We start from the raw sequence: 15,113 nt of genomic DNA, 5'->3' as shown, positions 1-15,113 counted from the left end.
CTCCGAATGGCCCCATCGGGGCCATATTGCAGATATAAAAAAAGCCCTATTGGGCTAACGGGTGACGCTTAAATTACTGGCCGCTGGATTTTACCAGGCCACGGTAATCCAGCGGTGCAACACCCGCATCAATACGGACTTTTGTCGCTACGCCGTCTGTCGTGAACCCATCCTGTTGATCGATATATGGGGCATCAACACCATTCAGGTAAGCCACTTCAATCGTATCGGTGCCCTGCGCAGCAGCCAGGTACCAGGCTTTAGCATCAGCATCATCGAGACGCGCTTCAGCAATGACTTCGGCAAAGTTCTGAATCGGGTTAGCAACACCTGAGTTAATGTCAGCGCCTTTGACGCTCGCTGATTTGATGGTCTGATTAGCCAGTGTCTCCAGAGCAACGGGCACCAGCATGTAAGCGGGTCGAATGTTCAGCGCACGGTCACCTTCTTTCTGCGTACGCATCATCTGCCGGCCTTTATCGAGGCTGTCGACACTGATAGCGCCGCTTGAGAGATTCTTGTGGTCGGCGTGGAACAGCGCCTTACCATCCGACAGCTTTCCATTTGAGGTAAGCAATGCATACACCAGGTCGCCGATGGTCCCTTTGGCGGCGCGCCCCATCTTCATAGGAACGTCAGTCAGTTGGTTCAGATCATCATTGATGATGGCCTGACGGGTGATAGAAAAAATCTCACCATAGGTGGCCAGCGCGATGGTTTCTCCCTTGTCTCCTGTGGTGATGTATTTATATTCGGCCCCTTCCCGCACCTGACGAAGAGACGGGAAACCGCCCATACCTACACGATGAGCCGTTTTAAAGTCAGACAGCTGTCCTTTTTTGGTCCACAACTCAAAGGTTTCTGCCGCTTCGTCCCAGCCCTGCAGCAAAGATTTATTAGCAACATCAAGCAGGATATTGCCAAAGTCTGAGGTGCTGTGGGTCAAAGCAAAGCCAACCATCTGCATCGGGTTATAGCTGGAGACACCGAAACCACGCTCAGTCAGTGACATACGGGCACATTCACGCAGCGTCATGCCGTTATAGACGTTGTCGCGTTCCAGACCTTCATAACCTGCCCGCGCCATCAGCGCCTGGCGGATCCCGTCACCGACAAAGTTGCCGTTCCCGGCATAAATATGTTCTTTACCCTGTGTGGAGGTATTAGACGGTGTGGCGTTCTTTCCAAGCTCAGCAAGCAAAACATCTTTCGCCTGGCTGACAGAACACTCAGGATCCGCAATGCATTTAGCCTGCAATTCCTGGTGTTTCCCCCCGAACATGGCAAATAAGTCCTGAATACCATTCACACGCGCTTTTTGCTCAGCAATAACCTGCGCACGGATATCGCCTTCTGTGGTTGCCACAGGTGCTGGCTGGGTAACAACCGGCTGTTGTGGTTCACGCGTAGCAGTGTTGCGCGGTGGAGTGACCATATTACGAATACTGTTTGGCATCTTTTCAAATTCCTCAATACGTTTTGAATGGATGCAGGCCATTGCCTGCAATGATGGAGTAACCTGGTCAGCGAATCCCAGCTCCAGACATTCACTGCCGGACAACCAGGTTTCGTCTTCCAGCATTGCCGCGATTTCTTCGGCGCTTTTGCCCGTCTTTTGCGCATATGCAGGAATTAACACTGACTCCACTTTGTCGAGCAGATCGGCATAGTCGCGCATGTCATCAGCATCACCACCAGCAAAGCCCCACGGCTTATGGATCATCATCATGGTGTTTTCCGGCATAATTACCGGATTCCCTACCATGGCGATTACTGATGCCATCGAAGCTGCAAGACCGTCGATGTATACGGTGATCGCCGCGCCATGGAATTTCAGGGCATTAAAAATGGCGATGCCGTCAAATACATCCCCACCAGGGGAGTTGATATGCAGTTTGATGTGGGTAACGTCGCCCAGCGACTTCAGGTTTGCGACAAACTGCTTCGCTGTGACTCCCCAATAGCCGATTTCATCGTAGATATAGATTTCCGCTTCATTTTCCGAACTGGCCTGCATACGGAACCAGCTATTTTTTAACTGGGCCTTTGGGCGGTTCATTACCCGGTTTCGTTTCCTGGACACTGGTGTCTCCTTTGTCATTTGCCGGGTCTGTATCAAACACCAGCCCTTGCTTACGGTTTTCATCTATTTCCGCCTTCCGGCGGCGCTTAACATCATCAGGATTTGCGCCACGGGCACGCACCCATTCACTCTCTGTCGCAGCACCGCCACGCAGCAGGATTTTCCAGGCATTCGCCTCTTTAACAGGATCAATCCATGGCATCACAGGACCGGAGAAAACCGCACTGTAAAGCGTTGCCTTGTCCACAGAGGTCGGCACCTTAATCTCACCAGAAACGATCGCCATTTTTAGCCACGCCCGGTACATCGGCCGGGTAATCGCCGCGACAAATGCGTCCTGCAGAATGAAATAGCCTTCCGTTGACTCCACCAGCTCCTGGCGCTGGGCGCTGTATGTCCCGTCGTAGTTACGTGCAATGCTTGAAAAGCTGCCGCGCGAACCGGCGGCTACAGCACGGAGCTGACCGTTGCGGAAAGTTTCGAGGTTAGGGTTGGGCCTGTCCGATTTGATCATGCCGATGTCTTCACCCGGACGGAGATCGTCAAACAGCATGCCGGGCTCGATGTTCAGCTCACGCGAAGCCTGCGCACTGTCTTCGGGATAAGACTGGCCATCACCTTTCTTAATGAACATGCCCAGCGCCGCAGCAATACGGGCAGCCGTCAGTTCAGCGTCCTCGTACTCCTTCAGTGCCGAAAGACGCATCAGCACACCGGCAAGCAACGAGTTACCCCTGATTTGATGCAAACGGCGCATAAACTTCAGGTGAAGCATGCTCTCTGCCTGGATATCCTTGGTTTCACCCTGCCTCATGCCTTCCGCTGGTAAATTTTTGTAAACCATGTATCTGGTCGGTCGGCCCCAGTCGTTGAGGTAAATACCCTGGCACAACTTCTGCCCCGCCTCAGTTCGCTCCATTGGCACAAAGTCAGGCTCCAGCGCCTCAATCCAGAAAGGAATCTCTGCGACAGGCAACAGACCATTACCAGTGCCACTGACTAACTGCGCGAACACCTCACCGTCACGTAACCAGGTCCGGCACATCAGGCGCTCAAGCACAGGGCGGGTAAATTGCCCGGTAACATCGGGGGAGACAGACCATTCCGCCCATTTGGCGCGGATCTGTTTAGCAAGGTCAGTGGCGATTTCACCGTTTTTCATCAGGGGTTGGGGCTCAACGATAATGCCCTTCGCCCCCACGATACGCTCCTCGAGTTTATCAAGGATGCCTATTACCAGGTCGTGATTGCAGTCGAGCCACCGGGCCTGCTCGCGCAGCGAGCGCCCGCCGAATTGAGTGAGCTGGTTCGCTGAACGGTTCTCGCGCTTAGCCCGATGCGTTCGGGTAGGGACGACAGCCTCATATGCCTGGATCATCAGGCGAGACTTCAGGCGCTCTGCTTTCCAGCCAGGCGAAAACACGCCTATCAGATTATCCAGGGCGCTCATCGCGGGAACCTCGCAAGTTTAAAGGATCCACCCCTGCCCGTTGCTGCAGCCATAGCAGCGGCCTGCTTTCGTTCCCACTCCTGACGGCCCCTTCGGATCTCGCTCAGGTTCTCCATGGTCATCTGCTGCCCGTTAAACGTGATGGACTTGCCCTGCAGGATCGTCACTTCCGCTTCGGTATAGCGTCGAACCATATCCTGAATATCATTGAGATTCACACCCAGCCTCCTGATGATGATGACCATGCCGATTCACGGGCTGGTTTCGTTGCCTTTGACTCTGATACTGACGGTTTTGCAACCGACGGCTGTGCCACTGGAATCGCATCTGGCGATGACTCAACCACCAGATAACTCTCCCGGCGCGCCCACTCTGGCGCATCAGGCCACTTAATCTTTTCGTACCCATGAAGAATGACCAGGGCATGCGCATAAACCATAAGGTCAAACGCTTCGTTAGCCCCCTTACCAGGCTTCGTCCATTTCCCATCAGATGATCGCTCCTCATAGGTCAGTTCGTCGTAAAACCACTCTCCAAGCCAGTCGGGAAAATGCACATAGTTTGGCCCAGGCACATCGCGCCACAGCGCGTTGTTGATCCGGTCCTTTAGTGCGTTGGTCTGGAGAAGGTAGAGAGGGACATCACCGGCCGCCTTAGCGCGCCGGGTAGAACGCCCGGTGTTATCCGGGTAGGTTTTGGTTATCAGCTTCGACCGTGTCTGACTGTCACCCTTGAATAGCCAGACTTTGCGCTGCAGGCCATCACGACGACAGCGGCGCCAGAACTCGTAAGCGTTGTCGGTAACGCCATCCTCACCACCGGAGTCGACGGCCATAGCCAGCAGACCCATTCGCCTTCCCGGCTCGCCATCAAGCGCCCAGGTTTTCTCCAGCACATCGGTGCGCAGAAGATTCCAGTCCTCCGGGTAACTGGCAGGATCGATGTGGAAGCTTTCACCGTCAGGAGTGGTGCGCATCGACTGCATGATGTTGTACCGGTCAACCACCCACCGCTCGCCGTGGGCACCGTACCCGACAACCTGAACCACAAACCGTCGGTTTTTACCGCCCTGAACATCGACGGTCGCCACCAGGAAATTGACGCCTGCAGGAACACGTCGGCGTTCAACTGGTTCGGCGCGCTGCTGCAGTTCCTCACCTTTGCGTTGTTCAATGCTGGCTCTGGGGAGATACGGTAGCCCCCAGTCGGTATTAATGACCGTTTTCAGCGTTTCTTCGCTGCCTGTCGCTTCATACTCCTGTTCAGCAGTAAGCAGTTTGTAAACCAGCTGAGCCCATGTCTGATATGCAGCTGCCGGGCCTTCCATCCAGAACGAAGCAATACGCGACCGTCGTCCGGTGCCCGTTATCGTTCCGCTGCTGTCGATCTGCTGATCCTCGCGTAACCAGACCCCTTTCATATTCAGGGCACGTTTCTGGTCGGCGGTGATCACGCCGGAGCAGGCCGGGCAATGAATGCAGGCTGCCTCGCTGGCTTTTACCGGGTCATTGATTTCCCGATAGCCCGTCATCGCTTTCATCTCCGGCTGGAAGAATTCGCCACAGTGCGGGCAAGGCCAGTACCAGCGGCGGCGATCGCCGCGGTTATAAAGAGACAGAATGCCTGTTGTCGGCGGTGCCTCATGCGCCGAACTGCGACGCCACTTCGTGTCACGGATATCACGGCCAGGAGAACTCTCCACCAGCGTCATACCGGATGACATAAATGTGGTGGTACGTTTGGATGCCAGTGAAAACGCATCACCTTCCCCATCAATATCTTCCGGGAAGCGATCGTAATCGGTCAGGGCAACACATTTATAATCTGACGACGACATGATATTGACCGACGGCCAGCCAATCTTCAGGTAGTTACCCGCCCTGAATGTCCTGTCGTAAACGTTATTGTCGTTCCTGCGGGGACTCAGCCTGGTCGCCACTTCAGGACTGCACCGGAATGTGCGATCGAGTCGTTTCTTCGAGTGCTCGCGAGCCTTTTCCTCGGTCATCTGAATAATCAGCATGTCAGAAGGATCGCAGACAACGTTATAGACAACCCAGCCGTCAATCAGGCCGATTGTTTTCCCGGTTCGGGCAGGACCGACAAACACCACTGCATCATATTCGCGTGACGCAAGGCAATTCATTGGCTCAAGGACATATGGGGCAAGATTCGGATCCCATGGGACGGAGTTACCCGCCCCCATTGGCACACGCATATATTTACTGACTGCATCGGCCACCAGCATGCGACGTGGGGCACGAAGTATTCCAGGTACATCCTTGCGGATCCCCCTGGCGGATGCCCGCTTCGCCATCAGTCCTCCTCTGGCTCATCCTCCTCAGGTTCTGCATCCAGCACGCGCTGCGCAATCTGGTCGCGAAGATCATCAATAACACTCTGTACCCGACTGACAGCTGATGGATTCAACGCACAGTCACGCTCCAGAATGTCGGGCAACGTTTCCAGCACCTGCACCACGGCCTTCGCCATAACAGAGAATTCACGGGCCACCTCATCCGCTGGTATTAACTGACCAGTATCCTGCTCGAATTTGAGCCGTTCATTTTCAGCTTTCCAGTGAGCAAGCCTGTCCGAAGGCGTCATCTCTTCAGCGCTGGCCGCGACGACAGGTGCCATCAGTTCGGTTAGCACATCTGTGATGAGGTAAAGCTTGAGCTTGTTGTTGCTGCCCAGTGCAGGTTCAATTTGTTTAAGCCTGGCGGCGACGGTCTGGCGGTGTACGCCGGTAATCCCTGCCAGCTGATTGATATTCAGCTTCAGGGTGGAGAGTTCCTGGTCCATGATGGTGAACACTTTTTGAACAATTCGACATCATTGATAATTGGCTGTGTGAAAATTCAATCAGTTACACACATGATGATGATGACCCTGGATCATGAAAACTAGCCGTTTTCCGCGAGCACGCCGCCTCGTGGCAGGCCGGATCGCCGGGAGTACCTTTAAAGTGAGAATGAATCTCATTTAATTCGTTTTTGATGACGCGGAGGTCAGAAGCCAAGCCGCACACGCCCTTCCGGGTCATTAGGGTTAGTGGTGATCCAGGCCGACCCGGCAAAGGGGTTGTCATCCGTACTGTCTTTGGCCTGACTCGTCAGCTTCCCGGTCTTAGACAGGTATAGACGCGCACCGCGCTGCCATGTCTCGGATGCGACCTTCGGGAGAACGAACACGCCTGACATCATTAGCACACCTTCACCGCCATCTGCGATGTCATGCTGTGCAATGCCGATGATGGAGCCAACAACAACAGGCTGACCTGAAACGACTGCGTCTCCAGTTCCGTTGTGCCAGTCCATAGTTGCCCCGTCCTGGTAATAGTTCTTTGCCATTTAGGTAGCCTCCGATAATAGATTAAATAGGAAAGATGCAACTCAAAACGTAATGCGGATAGTAACTTGTATAAAATACTCCGCGGTTTAAGGCCATTCCATTGAGTAATTACAAGTATAAAAAAGCCACTATTGATATTTAGTGGCTAGGGGATACATAGGCGGACTATCAATTTAACTCTGAGTGGCCTTAAATTACATTCGAGCTATAAGACCTTCTTTTTTTGCATTAGTTAAGTAGGCTAACTTTGCATCACCATTTTTTAACACGCTTTGGATTTGTGGCTTAACTTTTATAAACCCACCCAATGCCGTAACCACCCCGCCAATGCAAAGCACCTCTAAAGGTTGAGGAGATTGCATAGCTGCAAAAATGGTTGAAGCACCTGACACAACTTGGTTCAAGTCAAATTCAAATGAAGACGAAAGATTAAATTTTAGAGGACTTCTCCACCCCTGAGAGTTGAGTTCATTCAGATCCTGAAGTGATTTTGTTAAACCAGAGAGTGCTTTTGCTCTTTGCAAATTAAAATCTCCAGATCGTAAAATCTCTGCATAGAGTTCATCTAAATAACCATGTAGCGCCATCAATTCATCTGAACGCCTTTCTTTAAATTCCAATATTTCATGTAAAGGGGTGTCCTTTTGCGGAACAGGCAAGAGGTCTGCTAACTCAAATCTAATCACTTCTTTCTGCTCTGAGGCTTCTTGATGGATTGACACTTGTTCATTAAGGAAATGCATTCGCCAATCAACCCCACTTTGATCTTGCCGAAGTATATTTAGGGCTAAAGCATGGGTTTTGGCATGAAAGTCAGTCATTACACTGCCATCAATAAAGCCATTTTTAACAAAACGAGGTCTTGTAAGTATGCCGCATTTAATCAACTCATCTTCGTTGCTCAAAGAGAAGTGAATAATGTTGTTGGTCGGAGATACAAGTCGATCCCAGTACAACACAAGATAATTAAGTTCCTCTGCAGTAATCCCCAAGCCTGTCTGGAATCCTTCTCCATTTTCCGTTTTTATAAGTTCACGTGCAGTAAAAACAACCCCTCTCTCCATGATAATCCCCATCAGAATTGTATGGGGTTAATGTAGCATTATCACTTCCATTCAGCGAATGTTGGATTTAATGCCTTTAGGGTTGCTATTTGACTCTCTCACTGAGTCGTAAATACGTTCACATGTCACTCCGGCGGCATAGCGTTCGTCAGCGATTGCAGCATAACGTTTAGCTTCTGCTGCAATATCTCCGAGCATGTCGGCAAGCATTCCTGCATCGGCGTCGGTTGTTTTGCTTCTGACGGCAGCGGCAAGATCTGCGGTATGCTTTGCGGCGTCCAGGCGGGCGGCAAGCTTTGTTGCTTCGGTACGCAACTGGCTAACAGTGGCAGACAGGCCAGCAGCAGTGGCAGCAGACTTAGCGGCTTGTGCTTGTGCATCTTTAACAGCCTCATCACGGGCAATAATTCGCCCTTGTTCAATCATGCGGGCGGCGGTCTGCGCGTTCGCTTTTTGCGATGATTCCACGCTGTCACGCTCGGCCCACTTCTTTTCCCAACCACGGTTACTCCATACGTTTCCCGCGATGAATGCGACGGCCACCAGCAACGAAATGGCAATAAACTGACAGCGCTGGCTCACTGGCCTAACCCCCAGCACGCCAGCGCGCTTTCCTGGTCTCGCCTTTCTACCTGCCCGTAGCAGCCGTTTTTCTGGCCTTTGGTCAGACGACAGTCGCGGCCACCGTCTTTAATCCACCAGCGAATCGCTTCACAGGCGCCTTTACGGTCGCCAGCATTTATTCGCTTATAGAACGTAGACGGGAAACATTTTCCGGGGCCGATGTTATAAGGGCAGAAAGATGCGATCCCGGCTTTCTGTGGTTCGGTCAAAGGTACCTTGATATTTCGCTCAACCCACGCCAGCGCCTTGTCGCGTTCTATAGCGTTCACCTGAGCGCATTTCTCAGCAGACAGCTTCATGCCCTGAACTACTGGCTTGCCATCAACCATCGTGGCGCCACGGCAAATGGTCCAGATTCCGCCGCCGTCACGATACGCCGTCAGGCTGTTACCCTCTTTCTCATCCAGAAACTGATCGAGAATCACGGGTGCGGAAGCCCCGGCAAGAATTAACCCAACGACAGCTGCGCTCAGTTTATTCTTCAGCTTTTGTGGCATAGCCATTGCGACGATCCTCCCGTTCTTTCCAGCGGAAATACCAGTTCACTGCACAGGTGATAACTGTGCATGCGATACCGACAATAATTGCCCAGTCGCTCAGGCTTAACCCTGCAATTCTGTCGGCCAACATCCAGGACACCTCTTTTGCTGTTTTAGCTGTTTCGGCATATGCCTTCGCTGATACACCGCAGCCGGCAAGCGTGGTTCCTGATCCATATGAAAGTCTGCTGTAAATGGTGCTCATTCTGGTCATAGCCTCACCTCCGATTTTTCGGATGGCGCTGTGTGTGATGAAAGGGTCAGGCTTCACGGGCTGGATTTATCAACAAAGCACGTAGTGAGTGATACCCGTGAGCCTGAAATGAAAAAGCCCCGCAGAATTGCGAGGCTTAATATTTGTGGAAGATTAGATCGACGATATGACAGGGGTACTGGTGCAATGCACCTCGCGAATACCCCTGTCGTATCGCCGGAAAGCAAAAACCCCGCGCTGGCGGGGTTCTCGTTATATTCAAATTGTTCGCTTTTCGTCGCTGCCATCGTGGCGCAGCTCTGCCAAGCATGAATGGATTATCTAACTTTCTGGGTAGTTTTCAATACCAGACACAAAAAACAGCACAAAAAAGCAAAAACATTATTCCTCGCTTTCCAAAAGTGCTTTCGCTGACAGGTACACCTTTGCTCTGAAAATCTGTAAACACCACTTCACTCGCTCTCTGGCCTTTTCTTGTGTCAGCCATGGCGCAATCGCCTGCAGTTCCCGGGTTATGTCTGAGATTTTTTTTCGGGTGGTGTAATACTGAAGACCAACAACATAAACCGGATCGTTTATATCCAGCGCCTGCAGTACGCATTGCTCAACAAAATCGACATCATCATTATGCAGGGCTTCATCAATCACACTGACAGGTGACTGGGGCCAGAGAATGCTGTGTGCCCTGTTCATTGCCTGCTGTCCACGGAATCCCTCTTCTCTCGCCTGATTTAACGCAACGGTGAATCGCTCGAGTGCCTTATCTGACCAGTTCCGTCCCTTAAGCACATTCCAGCACGCATGTCCTCGCGGCAAACGAGGCGCTGTTTTTCCTCCCACACCTTCCCCCCAGGTAGTGAGCAGGGATTTAATCCATCCGGACTGGATTCCCGTCAGGAGGATACATTTACCCAGCCAGCTTTTACGCGGTGCAGATGCTGCTTTACCAAGTGCTTCAAAATGATTACGTCGTTGACGTGGTGTCATCCTGTTCTTCTCCTTACGCCAGAACACCGAGCCCGTAAGCCCGGTCCAGCACTCTGATAATCATTACCGGCTGAGGTACATGCTTTCGCTCAAACTTCACCGGGTCGTTATGTAGTTCTGTATGGCACTGACGACACAGGGGGATCGCGAAAATATCATGCGCCTTCGTTGCCATACCTCCCTGCCCCCAGCCAATTAAATGGTGTGGGTCATCGGATGGTTTGCCGCAGCATTCGCAGGGCTGTGTTTTAATCCATTCCAGATATCGTGGGGCCGTCCAGCGGATACGCTTTGGACGTTTCATATAGGTTTGCGGGGACTCAGGGTCGACCAGAACACCAACTACGGGCTTAACCTCAGGCACCTGCGCTGGTGGCATGTTCACGGTTACTGTGCTGGCTTTGGTTGTAATGATGCTGGTGGCGGTTACACCCGGCTCGATGTCGCATTCATGCATGACTGACTGATGATCTTCCGAAGGAATACGAAGCGCCCGACTGGCTACTGATTCGGGAATTGCGTCGGTAACACCCATACGCACCGCCCACCAGCATAGCTCCGCCAGCGACAGTTCTCTGGAAGGATCCTGATTCAGCGCCACCATAATGCTGTTGATAATCCAGCTAATAACATTACGTCTCGCCAGCTCTGCAAGTTGTTCGCTGTGGTGGTCACGCAAATGGTTATCACAATGCCCACATAGAAGAACCGATCCGGGTTCATGACGCAGAGTGGTTAACTCGTGATAATGGTAATCGCTGTGTGGCCACTGGCAGCAGCTACCGCCATAGCGCAGAAGCCAGTAATCAAGGCCACTCAAACCACCAGCAGCCTTAATAACTTTTTCATCCAGGAAGAACGGTCGCAGGGACTCGTCACATGCAAGCGGCTGGTGAACGTCAGGAACACGGCCAGCAGGCAAACGCTCCATACCTGCTGGCTGGCTTTCTACCAGCACACGTTCACAACTGAATAATGACATCAGCTCACTGCCCGGCTTGAGCAGCACAATTCCAAGCTCACGCGCAACCACCGGCTTCAGCAGCGCCCTCATTCTGCTATCTCCCCGATAATTATTTGTCCCTTCTCTCCCCATAATTTTGTGACGCGTGAATCCCAGATGTGAGCGTCATCTTCGTAAATAGCATCCATCAGGGCTTTCATCATGTTGTCGAAATCAGGTTTAGCCTGGTGTGGTTTGCCGTTGAACTCAGCACGTTTCTTTTTGCTCCAGCTCGCTGGCATCGGAAGAATGAAGGTGACATGTGAACCGCTTTCCGCCAGCTCAACACCCCGCAGACGAACTTCATCACAGAAAGCGCGGTAACGCAGAACCTCAGGGCGCTTTTTCCATTTGTCAGCGCGCGTCATTCGGGGCTTGCCCATTGGGGTGATATCGTAGACTTTCACAATCACCTCCAGATCCGTTGTTGCCAGGTTCTGTCCTGACGCGGAGGCTTAGATACTTCCGGCAAGAACGCGCTGATCGTCCAATGAACGAAGTCATTATCCAGACTACGCTCGGTCTTAATCTGCTTTGCGTGATAGCGGGCTTCCAGTTCGTCAGCCTGCTCAGTGGTGAGTTGTGTATGTTGAAACCAGCTTTTCTTCATAACGCACCCCTGGATGCGGCAAAAAGAAAATCGCTGGCGTTAATTAACGTCAGTATGTGGGATTGCTTGAATTGATCTTGCGCCATGGGGCTTTTCTCCTGTGGCGCAGCAGGTATAGGTTGTTCAGGCCTATGACGGGAGTGTAACAGAATTCTGGGTAACGCGATAACCAGCCCTTTCCAGCATCTGAGTAAATAACGTAGGTGTACCAATAATTTCATCATCCTGAAGAGGCATGAAAGACACCATGCTACCGCGACGGTACATCAGTGCGCGCTCACACTCAGGAAATGATTGCAGTCTGGCAACGATGACTCCATCGTGACATCTGATGACTGCGTAGCCTTTTTTGGGCAATTCTACTTTTTCTTTCACTTAAACTCCCCCATGCAAACGGGATCAAAGTAACACCCAAAATAATTAATAAAACCAGTCGTCAGCGCTTTCCCAGGTATCCTGGAGGATTGATTCAATTTTCTTTTTGTCGTCCTTGTCACCGCCAATAACACTTAACCCATCTGAACCGGCACGGCGGATTGTGAGCCTGCAATTGTCATAGTGATCATTCAGACGCTTAAGCAATTCTTTCTCCAGTGCTGGTACCGCGCCTTTAGGAAGTTCTTTCATGCGATCAATGGTTAATTCAACTTTCATAATGGCCCCCATTGCATATACTGTGTTTTTATACAGTATACCTATGCGCGGAAATGATCAACGATTTAAGAGCACAAATTGTTAATTTCCTGTCAGTAGTAAAAAAAGAAAACCCGACGTAGTGGGTTGAATTAGCAGTGTTATATTAAGCGGCAATTTCTTTCTGCCGGCACAATCCCGAGAGATTCGCCCTCTGTATCGCATCATCAATGAGCACCTGTATGACCATGAGGCAAAGCGTTATCCAACTTGCATTCATCTTTTTCAATCAGCAAAGGAGTGGTTAGTGCTGTGAGTGGGCTTTGTTCACTTCATGGTAGATAAATCAGCTATGGATAAGTGATAAGAGGTGAAATCAATCCGAATTAACAACCTGAAGCACATGAATCGGAACACAGATATTAAAATCCTAAAGTCTAGTAACAAATAGCCGATATGAGATATTGCTTATCAGTTTAAAAATCATCTATTGAAAAAATGGGGGGGAGGCGTTGAAGCGAGTAGAGCGCGATTTTATCTGTCTGTTTAATTGTGTGTGGTATCAAGATTTCCCTGTGTTCAAAGGTGAATATATCAACCGTTCCAACTGGACCATTCATGTTGGCCTGGTCATGCGCGAGTGTGCAAAGTTAATGGGCGCAAGAACATTTTTTGAACAAGGCGGGCGTACCGATGCGGTCCTACAATATCCAGACAATCAAATTTTAACCTATGTTGAGTGGGAGTATAATCAGGCAGACAGAGATAGCGTTAACGAGTTAGACAAACTGCTTGAAAAAAACGACAAGTGCTATTTCTCCACATTCATCTCATATTGTCAGCATGAAAACATCAATATTGTTATTGAAAAAGCAAGTAGAATATGGAGTGAAGCAAGCAGGCCTTTGATTTTTTTTCTTATCACCTATGAGCCTCAAACGAAAAAACGCCGCCATTTTTTAGAACTCAGAACTTATTTTTTCTCAAACGGCAAAAGAAAACTAGTTCGCAAACAACCTGCGCTTCCATGGGATATTGAGCAACGAAAATACAATGTCGAAGAAGATGCAGGATAGAAGAGACATAAGGTTTTCACGACAGTCTCGTTTCGAGCCCTAACTAAAATATTCTGTTCGGAGCAACCAAATAGCTCTGGCTTTGCTGTGACCATGTTCGCGGTACCAACGCCTCTCCAGGTCCGCTTCTCGCTCATGGTGGACCAAAATCAAATCTAAAATGACGTGGCTAAGCGGGAGTACATAGTGAATGACAGGATGCTCCGGGCAGCACCATACTAATTCAGTTCCCGTCAGAGGTAGGCGTTGCTTCATGATGGGATGAGCGCTCCCTCCAGACAATCCATGCTACAGCCGCCTCCCATGATATATATCCATTACCGCCATTTTTCGCTCTGCGGAGATTAACTGCATCACCAAACCTTTCAATGATGAATTTTTCAAATTCTATGCGTTTTTCTTCGTCGATTGTTGAATCCATACCTTCCCCAGAAGAGTCCTACGAATCGCTCTTATTGCATAAAAAATAGCATATACAATAGAGAGTGAAAAACCGACGTAGCGGGTTAACTTTATGTTACTCATGAGTCTTGTCTCGCTGCGACTTAAAAGCGGAACATTCTCGCGCAAGTTGCGTTGCTAAGGCTACGGGGTTGAATGGCTCTCCATGCCCATTTAAGAAGGCATGCGGTGTGTAGTTGAACGTTATTTAAAACACAGATAGAATCAAGAAAAATCCTAAATAAATGGAATATTGTTTATGGTTAAGAAAATCGCATTACTGGGCTTTTCTGCTCTTTTTGTTGCAAGTGTTGCTTTTGCTGAAACGACAAGTAACTGGGTTGAGGTTACTACAGCTGATGATGGCATTTTTTCAGCAAAAAAAGGCACATTTAGAAATGTAAAAGGTGATTCATCTGCCTTGTTCATGTATCAAACAAAAAATAAAAAAGTAGAGTACTACAAAGTTAGTATTAAAGATGCCGACTGTGATAGTGGATATGGGGAGATAAGATTCTTCTATATGGATGGGAAATTAGCTTTCAAAGGTGATTATGTTGCTGATGGGAACAGTGTTGGCGCAGGTATTGGTGATTTTATGTGTGGGGTCAGAATTGGACTTAACACACAAAAAAGTTAAATGAGGGGCATTTGTTAAAAAACAATAGCCCCACATTAGATCAATATTGGCTCCGGCATTTCTGGATAAAAGCTTCTATGCTACGGCGCTCATAGCGAACAACCTTAGCGCTGAACTTTACACGGGGCCAATGTAGACCGGTGTCGGTGTTCTGTATTCCATTTACATAATGTTTTTTGCGTAATTCCCAGCTTCTGGCATACCTCGCCCGGAGTGAGGAGATCATCAGGTTGCTCAGTCATGTTATGCCTCGCTGTTATCTGGGGTGATGATTAGCAGCTTCCAGATGGCTGAGACATACATAGCCTGATGTTTCGCATCGACTAGGGCATTATGCATGTCACCTTCAAACGGCATGTCCCGAGTTCTCCCTTTTCGCCGCTTTCGCGTCGCAT

General features: G+C 50.1%; 19 protein-coding genes and 1 pseudogene. 2 read left to right on the top strand and 18 right to left on the bottom strand.

Annotated features, from left to right (window positions below; all coding sequences use genetic code 11):
• Nucleotides 1-73: 73 nt before the first annotated feature.
• The 16 genes from JQN59_RS09400 to JQN59_RS09325 form a co-directional block, all read right to left on the bottom strand.
• Nucleotides 74-2,059 carry a ClpP-like prohead protease/major capsid protein fusion protein gene (locus tag JQN59_RS09400; protein ID WP_204528210.1) on the bottom strand — a complete coding sequence of 662 codons (1,986 nt, stop codon included), beginning with the start codon at nucleotides 2,057-2,059 and terminating at the stop codon, nucleotides 74-76.
• Nucleotides 2,028-3,533 carry a phage portal protein gene (locus JQN59_RS09395; RefSeq protein ID WP_149608295.1) on the bottom strand — a complete coding sequence of 502 codons (1,506 nt, stop codon included), beginning with the start codon at nucleotides 3,531-3,533 and terminating at the stop codon, nucleotides 2,028-2,030. Before JQN59_RS09395 ends, JQN59_RS09400 begins: the two co-directional genes overlap by 32 nt.
• A complete protein-coding gene (locus tag JQN59_RS09390) occupies nucleotides 3,530-3,751 on the bottom strand; it encodes a hypothetical protein (RefSeq protein ID WP_085049615.1) in 222 nt (73 codons plus the stop codon). The genes JQN59_RS09395 and JQN59_RS09390 overlap by 4 nt, the downstream gene beginning before the upstream one ends.
• The gene (locus JQN59_RS09385) at nucleotides 3,748-5,850 is read right to left on the bottom strand and encodes a phage terminase large subunit family protein (RefSeq protein ID WP_149608294.1); all 2,103 of its coding nucleotides are present in this window, start codon (nucleotides 5,848-5,850) and stop codon (nucleotides 3,748-3,750) included. Before JQN59_RS09385 ends, JQN59_RS09390 begins: the two co-directional genes overlap by 4 nt.
• Nucleotides 5,850-6,338, bottom strand: a complete 489-nt coding sequence (locus tag JQN59_RS09380) for a DUF1441 family protein (protein ID WP_136346176.1) — start codon at nucleotides 6,336-6,338, stop codon at nucleotides 5,850-5,852. The genes JQN59_RS09385 and JQN59_RS09380 overlap by 1 nt, the downstream gene beginning before the upstream one ends.
• A 206-nt stretch (nucleotides 6,339-6,544) precedes the next feature.
• Complete coding sequence (locus JQN59_RS09375) at nucleotides 6,545-6,886, bottom strand: DUF2190 family protein (protein WP_149608293.1); 342 nt, start codon at nucleotides 6,884-6,886, stop codon at nucleotides 6,545-6,547.
• 195 nt (nucleotides 6,887-7,081) lie between these two features.
• Nucleotides 7,082-7,951, bottom strand: coding sequence for a DUF6236 family protein (locus tag JQN59_RS09370; RefSeq protein ID WP_149608292.1), 870 nt, complete (start codon nucleotides 7,949-7,951; stop codon nucleotides 7,082-7,084).
• Between the two features lie 51 nt (nucleotides 7,952-8,002).
• Nucleotides 8,003-8,533, bottom strand: coding sequence for a DUF2514 domain-containing protein (locus JQN59_RS09365; protein ID WP_149608291.1), 531 nt, complete (start codon nucleotides 8,531-8,533; stop codon nucleotides 8,003-8,005).
• Nucleotides 8,530-9,078: a lysozyme gene (locus JQN59_RS09360; protein ID WP_149608290.1), complete on the bottom strand. Its 549-nt coding sequence runs from the start codon at nucleotides 9,076-9,078 to the stop codon at nucleotides 8,530-8,532. The genes JQN59_RS09365 and JQN59_RS09360 overlap by 4 nt, the downstream gene beginning before the upstream one ends.
• Nucleotides 9,050-9,328, bottom strand: coding sequence for a phage holin (locus JQN59_RS09355; protein WP_016150433.1), 279 nt, complete (start codon nucleotides 9,326-9,328; stop codon nucleotides 9,050-9,052). The genes JQN59_RS09360 and JQN59_RS09355 overlap by 29 nt, the downstream gene beginning before the upstream one ends.
• A gap of 381 nt (nucleotides 9,329-9,709) precedes the next feature.
• Entirely contained in the window at nucleotides 9,710-10,315 is a 606-nt protein-coding gene (locus tag JQN59_RS09350) for a hypothetical protein (protein WP_149607944.1), read from the bottom strand.
• A 13-nt stretch (nucleotides 10,316-10,328) separates the two neighbouring features.
• Entirely contained in the window at nucleotides 10,329-11,369 is a 1,041-nt protein-coding gene (locus JQN59_RS09345) for a DUF968 domain-containing protein (protein WP_149607945.1), read from the bottom strand.
• Nucleotides 11,366-11,725 (bottom strand): RusA family crossover junction endodeoxyribonuclease, encoded by a 360-nt coding sequence (locus JQN59_RS09340; RefSeq protein ID WP_149607946.1) that lies wholly within the window; start codon nucleotides 11,723-11,725, stop codon nucleotides 11,366-11,368. The genes JQN59_RS09345 and JQN59_RS09340 overlap by 4 nt, the downstream gene beginning before the upstream one ends.
• A 2-nt stretch (nucleotides 11,726-11,727) precedes the next feature.
• Nucleotides 11,728-11,928 (bottom strand): hypothetical protein, encoded by a 201-nt coding sequence (locus JQN59_RS09335; protein ID WP_048221172.1) that lies wholly within the window; start codon nucleotides 11,926-11,928, stop codon nucleotides 11,728-11,730.
• Between the two features lie 129 nt (nucleotides 11,929-12,057).
• Nucleotides 12,058-12,303 (bottom strand): hypothetical protein, encoded by a 246-nt coding sequence (locus tag JQN59_RS09330; protein ID WP_127791700.1) that lies wholly within the window; start codon nucleotides 12,301-12,303, stop codon nucleotides 12,058-12,060.
• A gap of 45 nt (nucleotides 12,304-12,348) precedes the next feature.
• Nucleotides 12,349-12,582, bottom strand: a complete 234-nt coding sequence (locus JQN59_RS09325; RefSeq protein WP_121581668.1) for a DinI family protein — start codon at nucleotides 12,580-12,582, stop codon at nucleotides 12,349-12,351.
• A 491-nt stretch (nucleotides 12,583-13,073) separates the two neighbouring features.
• On the opposite strand from JQN59_RS09325, the gene JQN59_RS09320 reads away from it, so the two are divergent.
• Nucleotides 13,074-13,637, top strand: coding sequence for a hypothetical protein (locus JQN59_RS09320; protein ID WP_170973743.1), 564 nt, complete (start codon nucleotides 13,074-13,076; stop codon nucleotides 13,635-13,637).
• 223 nt (nucleotides 13,638-13,860) lie between these two features.
• Here JQN59_RS09320 and JQN59_RS09315 read toward each other — a convergent pair whose 3' ends face one another.
• On the bottom strand, nucleotides 13,861-14,058 hold the full coding sequence (locus tag JQN59_RS09315; RefSeq protein WP_053271635.1) for a hypothetical protein: 198 nt from the start codon (nucleotides 14,056-14,058) through the stop codon (nucleotides 13,861-13,863).
• A 279-nt stretch (nucleotides 14,059-14,337) separates the two neighbouring features.
• Between JQN59_RS09315 and JQN59_RS09310 the strand changes: the two genes are divergently transcribed.
• On the top strand, nucleotides 14,338-14,718 hold the full coding sequence (locus JQN59_RS09310; RefSeq protein ID WP_060855115.1) for a hypothetical protein: 381 nt from the start codon (nucleotides 14,338-14,340) through the stop codon (nucleotides 14,716-14,718).
• A gap of 243 nt (nucleotides 14,719-14,961) precedes the next feature.
• Here the strand turns inward: JQN59_RS09310 and JQN59_RS09305 are convergent.
• Nucleotides 14,962-15,081: pseudogene (locus JQN59_RS09305) on the bottom strand (3'-5' exoribonuclease domain-containing protein); the annotation flags it as partial.
• Between the last annotated feature and the right edge of the window lie 32 nt (nucleotides 15,082-15,113).

It is taken from the genome of Citrobacter sp. B72 (genome assembly GCF_016894305.1).
Classification (GTDB): domain Bacteria; phylum Pseudomonadota; class Gammaproteobacteria; order Enterobacterales; family Enterobacteriaceae; genus Citrobacter; species Citrobacter portucalensis.
Note: the sequence above shows the minus strand (reverse complement) of the source record. Positions and strands in the feature narration are given on the sequence as shown.

Bases quoted from the DNA above. Each gene is read 5' to 3' on its own strand.
- JQN59_RS09400 (WP_204528210.1), bottom strand. From the start codon at position 2,059: ATGAACCGCCCAAAGGCCCAGTTAAAAAATAGCTGGTTCCGTATGCAG.
- JQN59_RS09395 (WP_149608295.1), bottom strand. From the start codon at position 3,533: ATGAGCGCCCTGGATAATCTGATAGGCGTGTTTTCGCCTGGCTGGAAA.
- JQN59_RS09385 (WP_149608294.1), bottom strand. From the start codon at position 5,850: ATGGCGAAGCGGGCATCCGCCAGGGGGATCCGCAAGGATGTACCTGGA.
- JQN59_RS09380 (WP_136346176.1), bottom strand. From the start codon at position 6,338: ATGGACCAGGAACTCTCCACCCTGAAGCTGAATATCAATCAGCTGGCA.
- JQN59_RS09375 (WP_149608293.1), bottom strand. From the start codon at position 6,886: ATGGCAAAGAACTATTACCAGGACGGGGCAACTATGGACTGGCACAAC.
- JQN59_RS09370 (WP_149608292.1), bottom strand. From the start codon at position 7,951: ATGGAGAGAGGGGTTGTTTTTACTGCACGTGAACTTATAAAAACGGAA.
- JQN59_RS09360 (WP_149608290.1), bottom strand. From the start codon at position 9,078: ATGGCTATGCCACAAAAGCTGAAGAATAAACTGAGCGCAGCTGTCGTT.
- JQN59_RS09355 (WP_016150433.1), bottom strand. From the start codon at position 9,328: ATGACCAGAATGAGCACCATTTACAGCAGACTTTCATATGGATCAGGA.
- JQN59_RS09350 (WP_149607944.1), bottom strand. From the start codon at position 10,315: ATGACACCACGTCAACGACGTAATCATTTTGAAGCACTTGGTAAAGCA.
- JQN59_RS09345 (WP_149607945.1), bottom strand. From the start codon at position 11,369: ATGAGGGCGCTGCTGAAGCCGGTGGTTGCGCGTGAGCTTGGAATTGTG.
- JQN59_RS09335 (WP_048221172.1), bottom strand. From the start codon at position 11,928: ATGAAGAAAAGCTGGTTTCAACATACACAACTCACCACTGAGCAGGCT.
- JQN59_RS09325 (WP_121581668.1), bottom strand. From the start codon at position 12,582: ATGAAAGTTGAATTAACCATTGATCGCATGAAAGAACTTCCTAAAGGC.
- JQN59_RS09315 (WP_053271635.1), bottom strand. From the start codon at position 14,058: ATGGATTCAACAATCGACGAAGAAAAACGCATAGAATTTGAAAAATTC.
- JQN59_RS09310 (WP_060855115.1), top strand. From the start codon at position 14,338: ATGGTTAAGAAAATCGCATTACTGGGCTTTTCTGCTCTTTTTGTTGCA.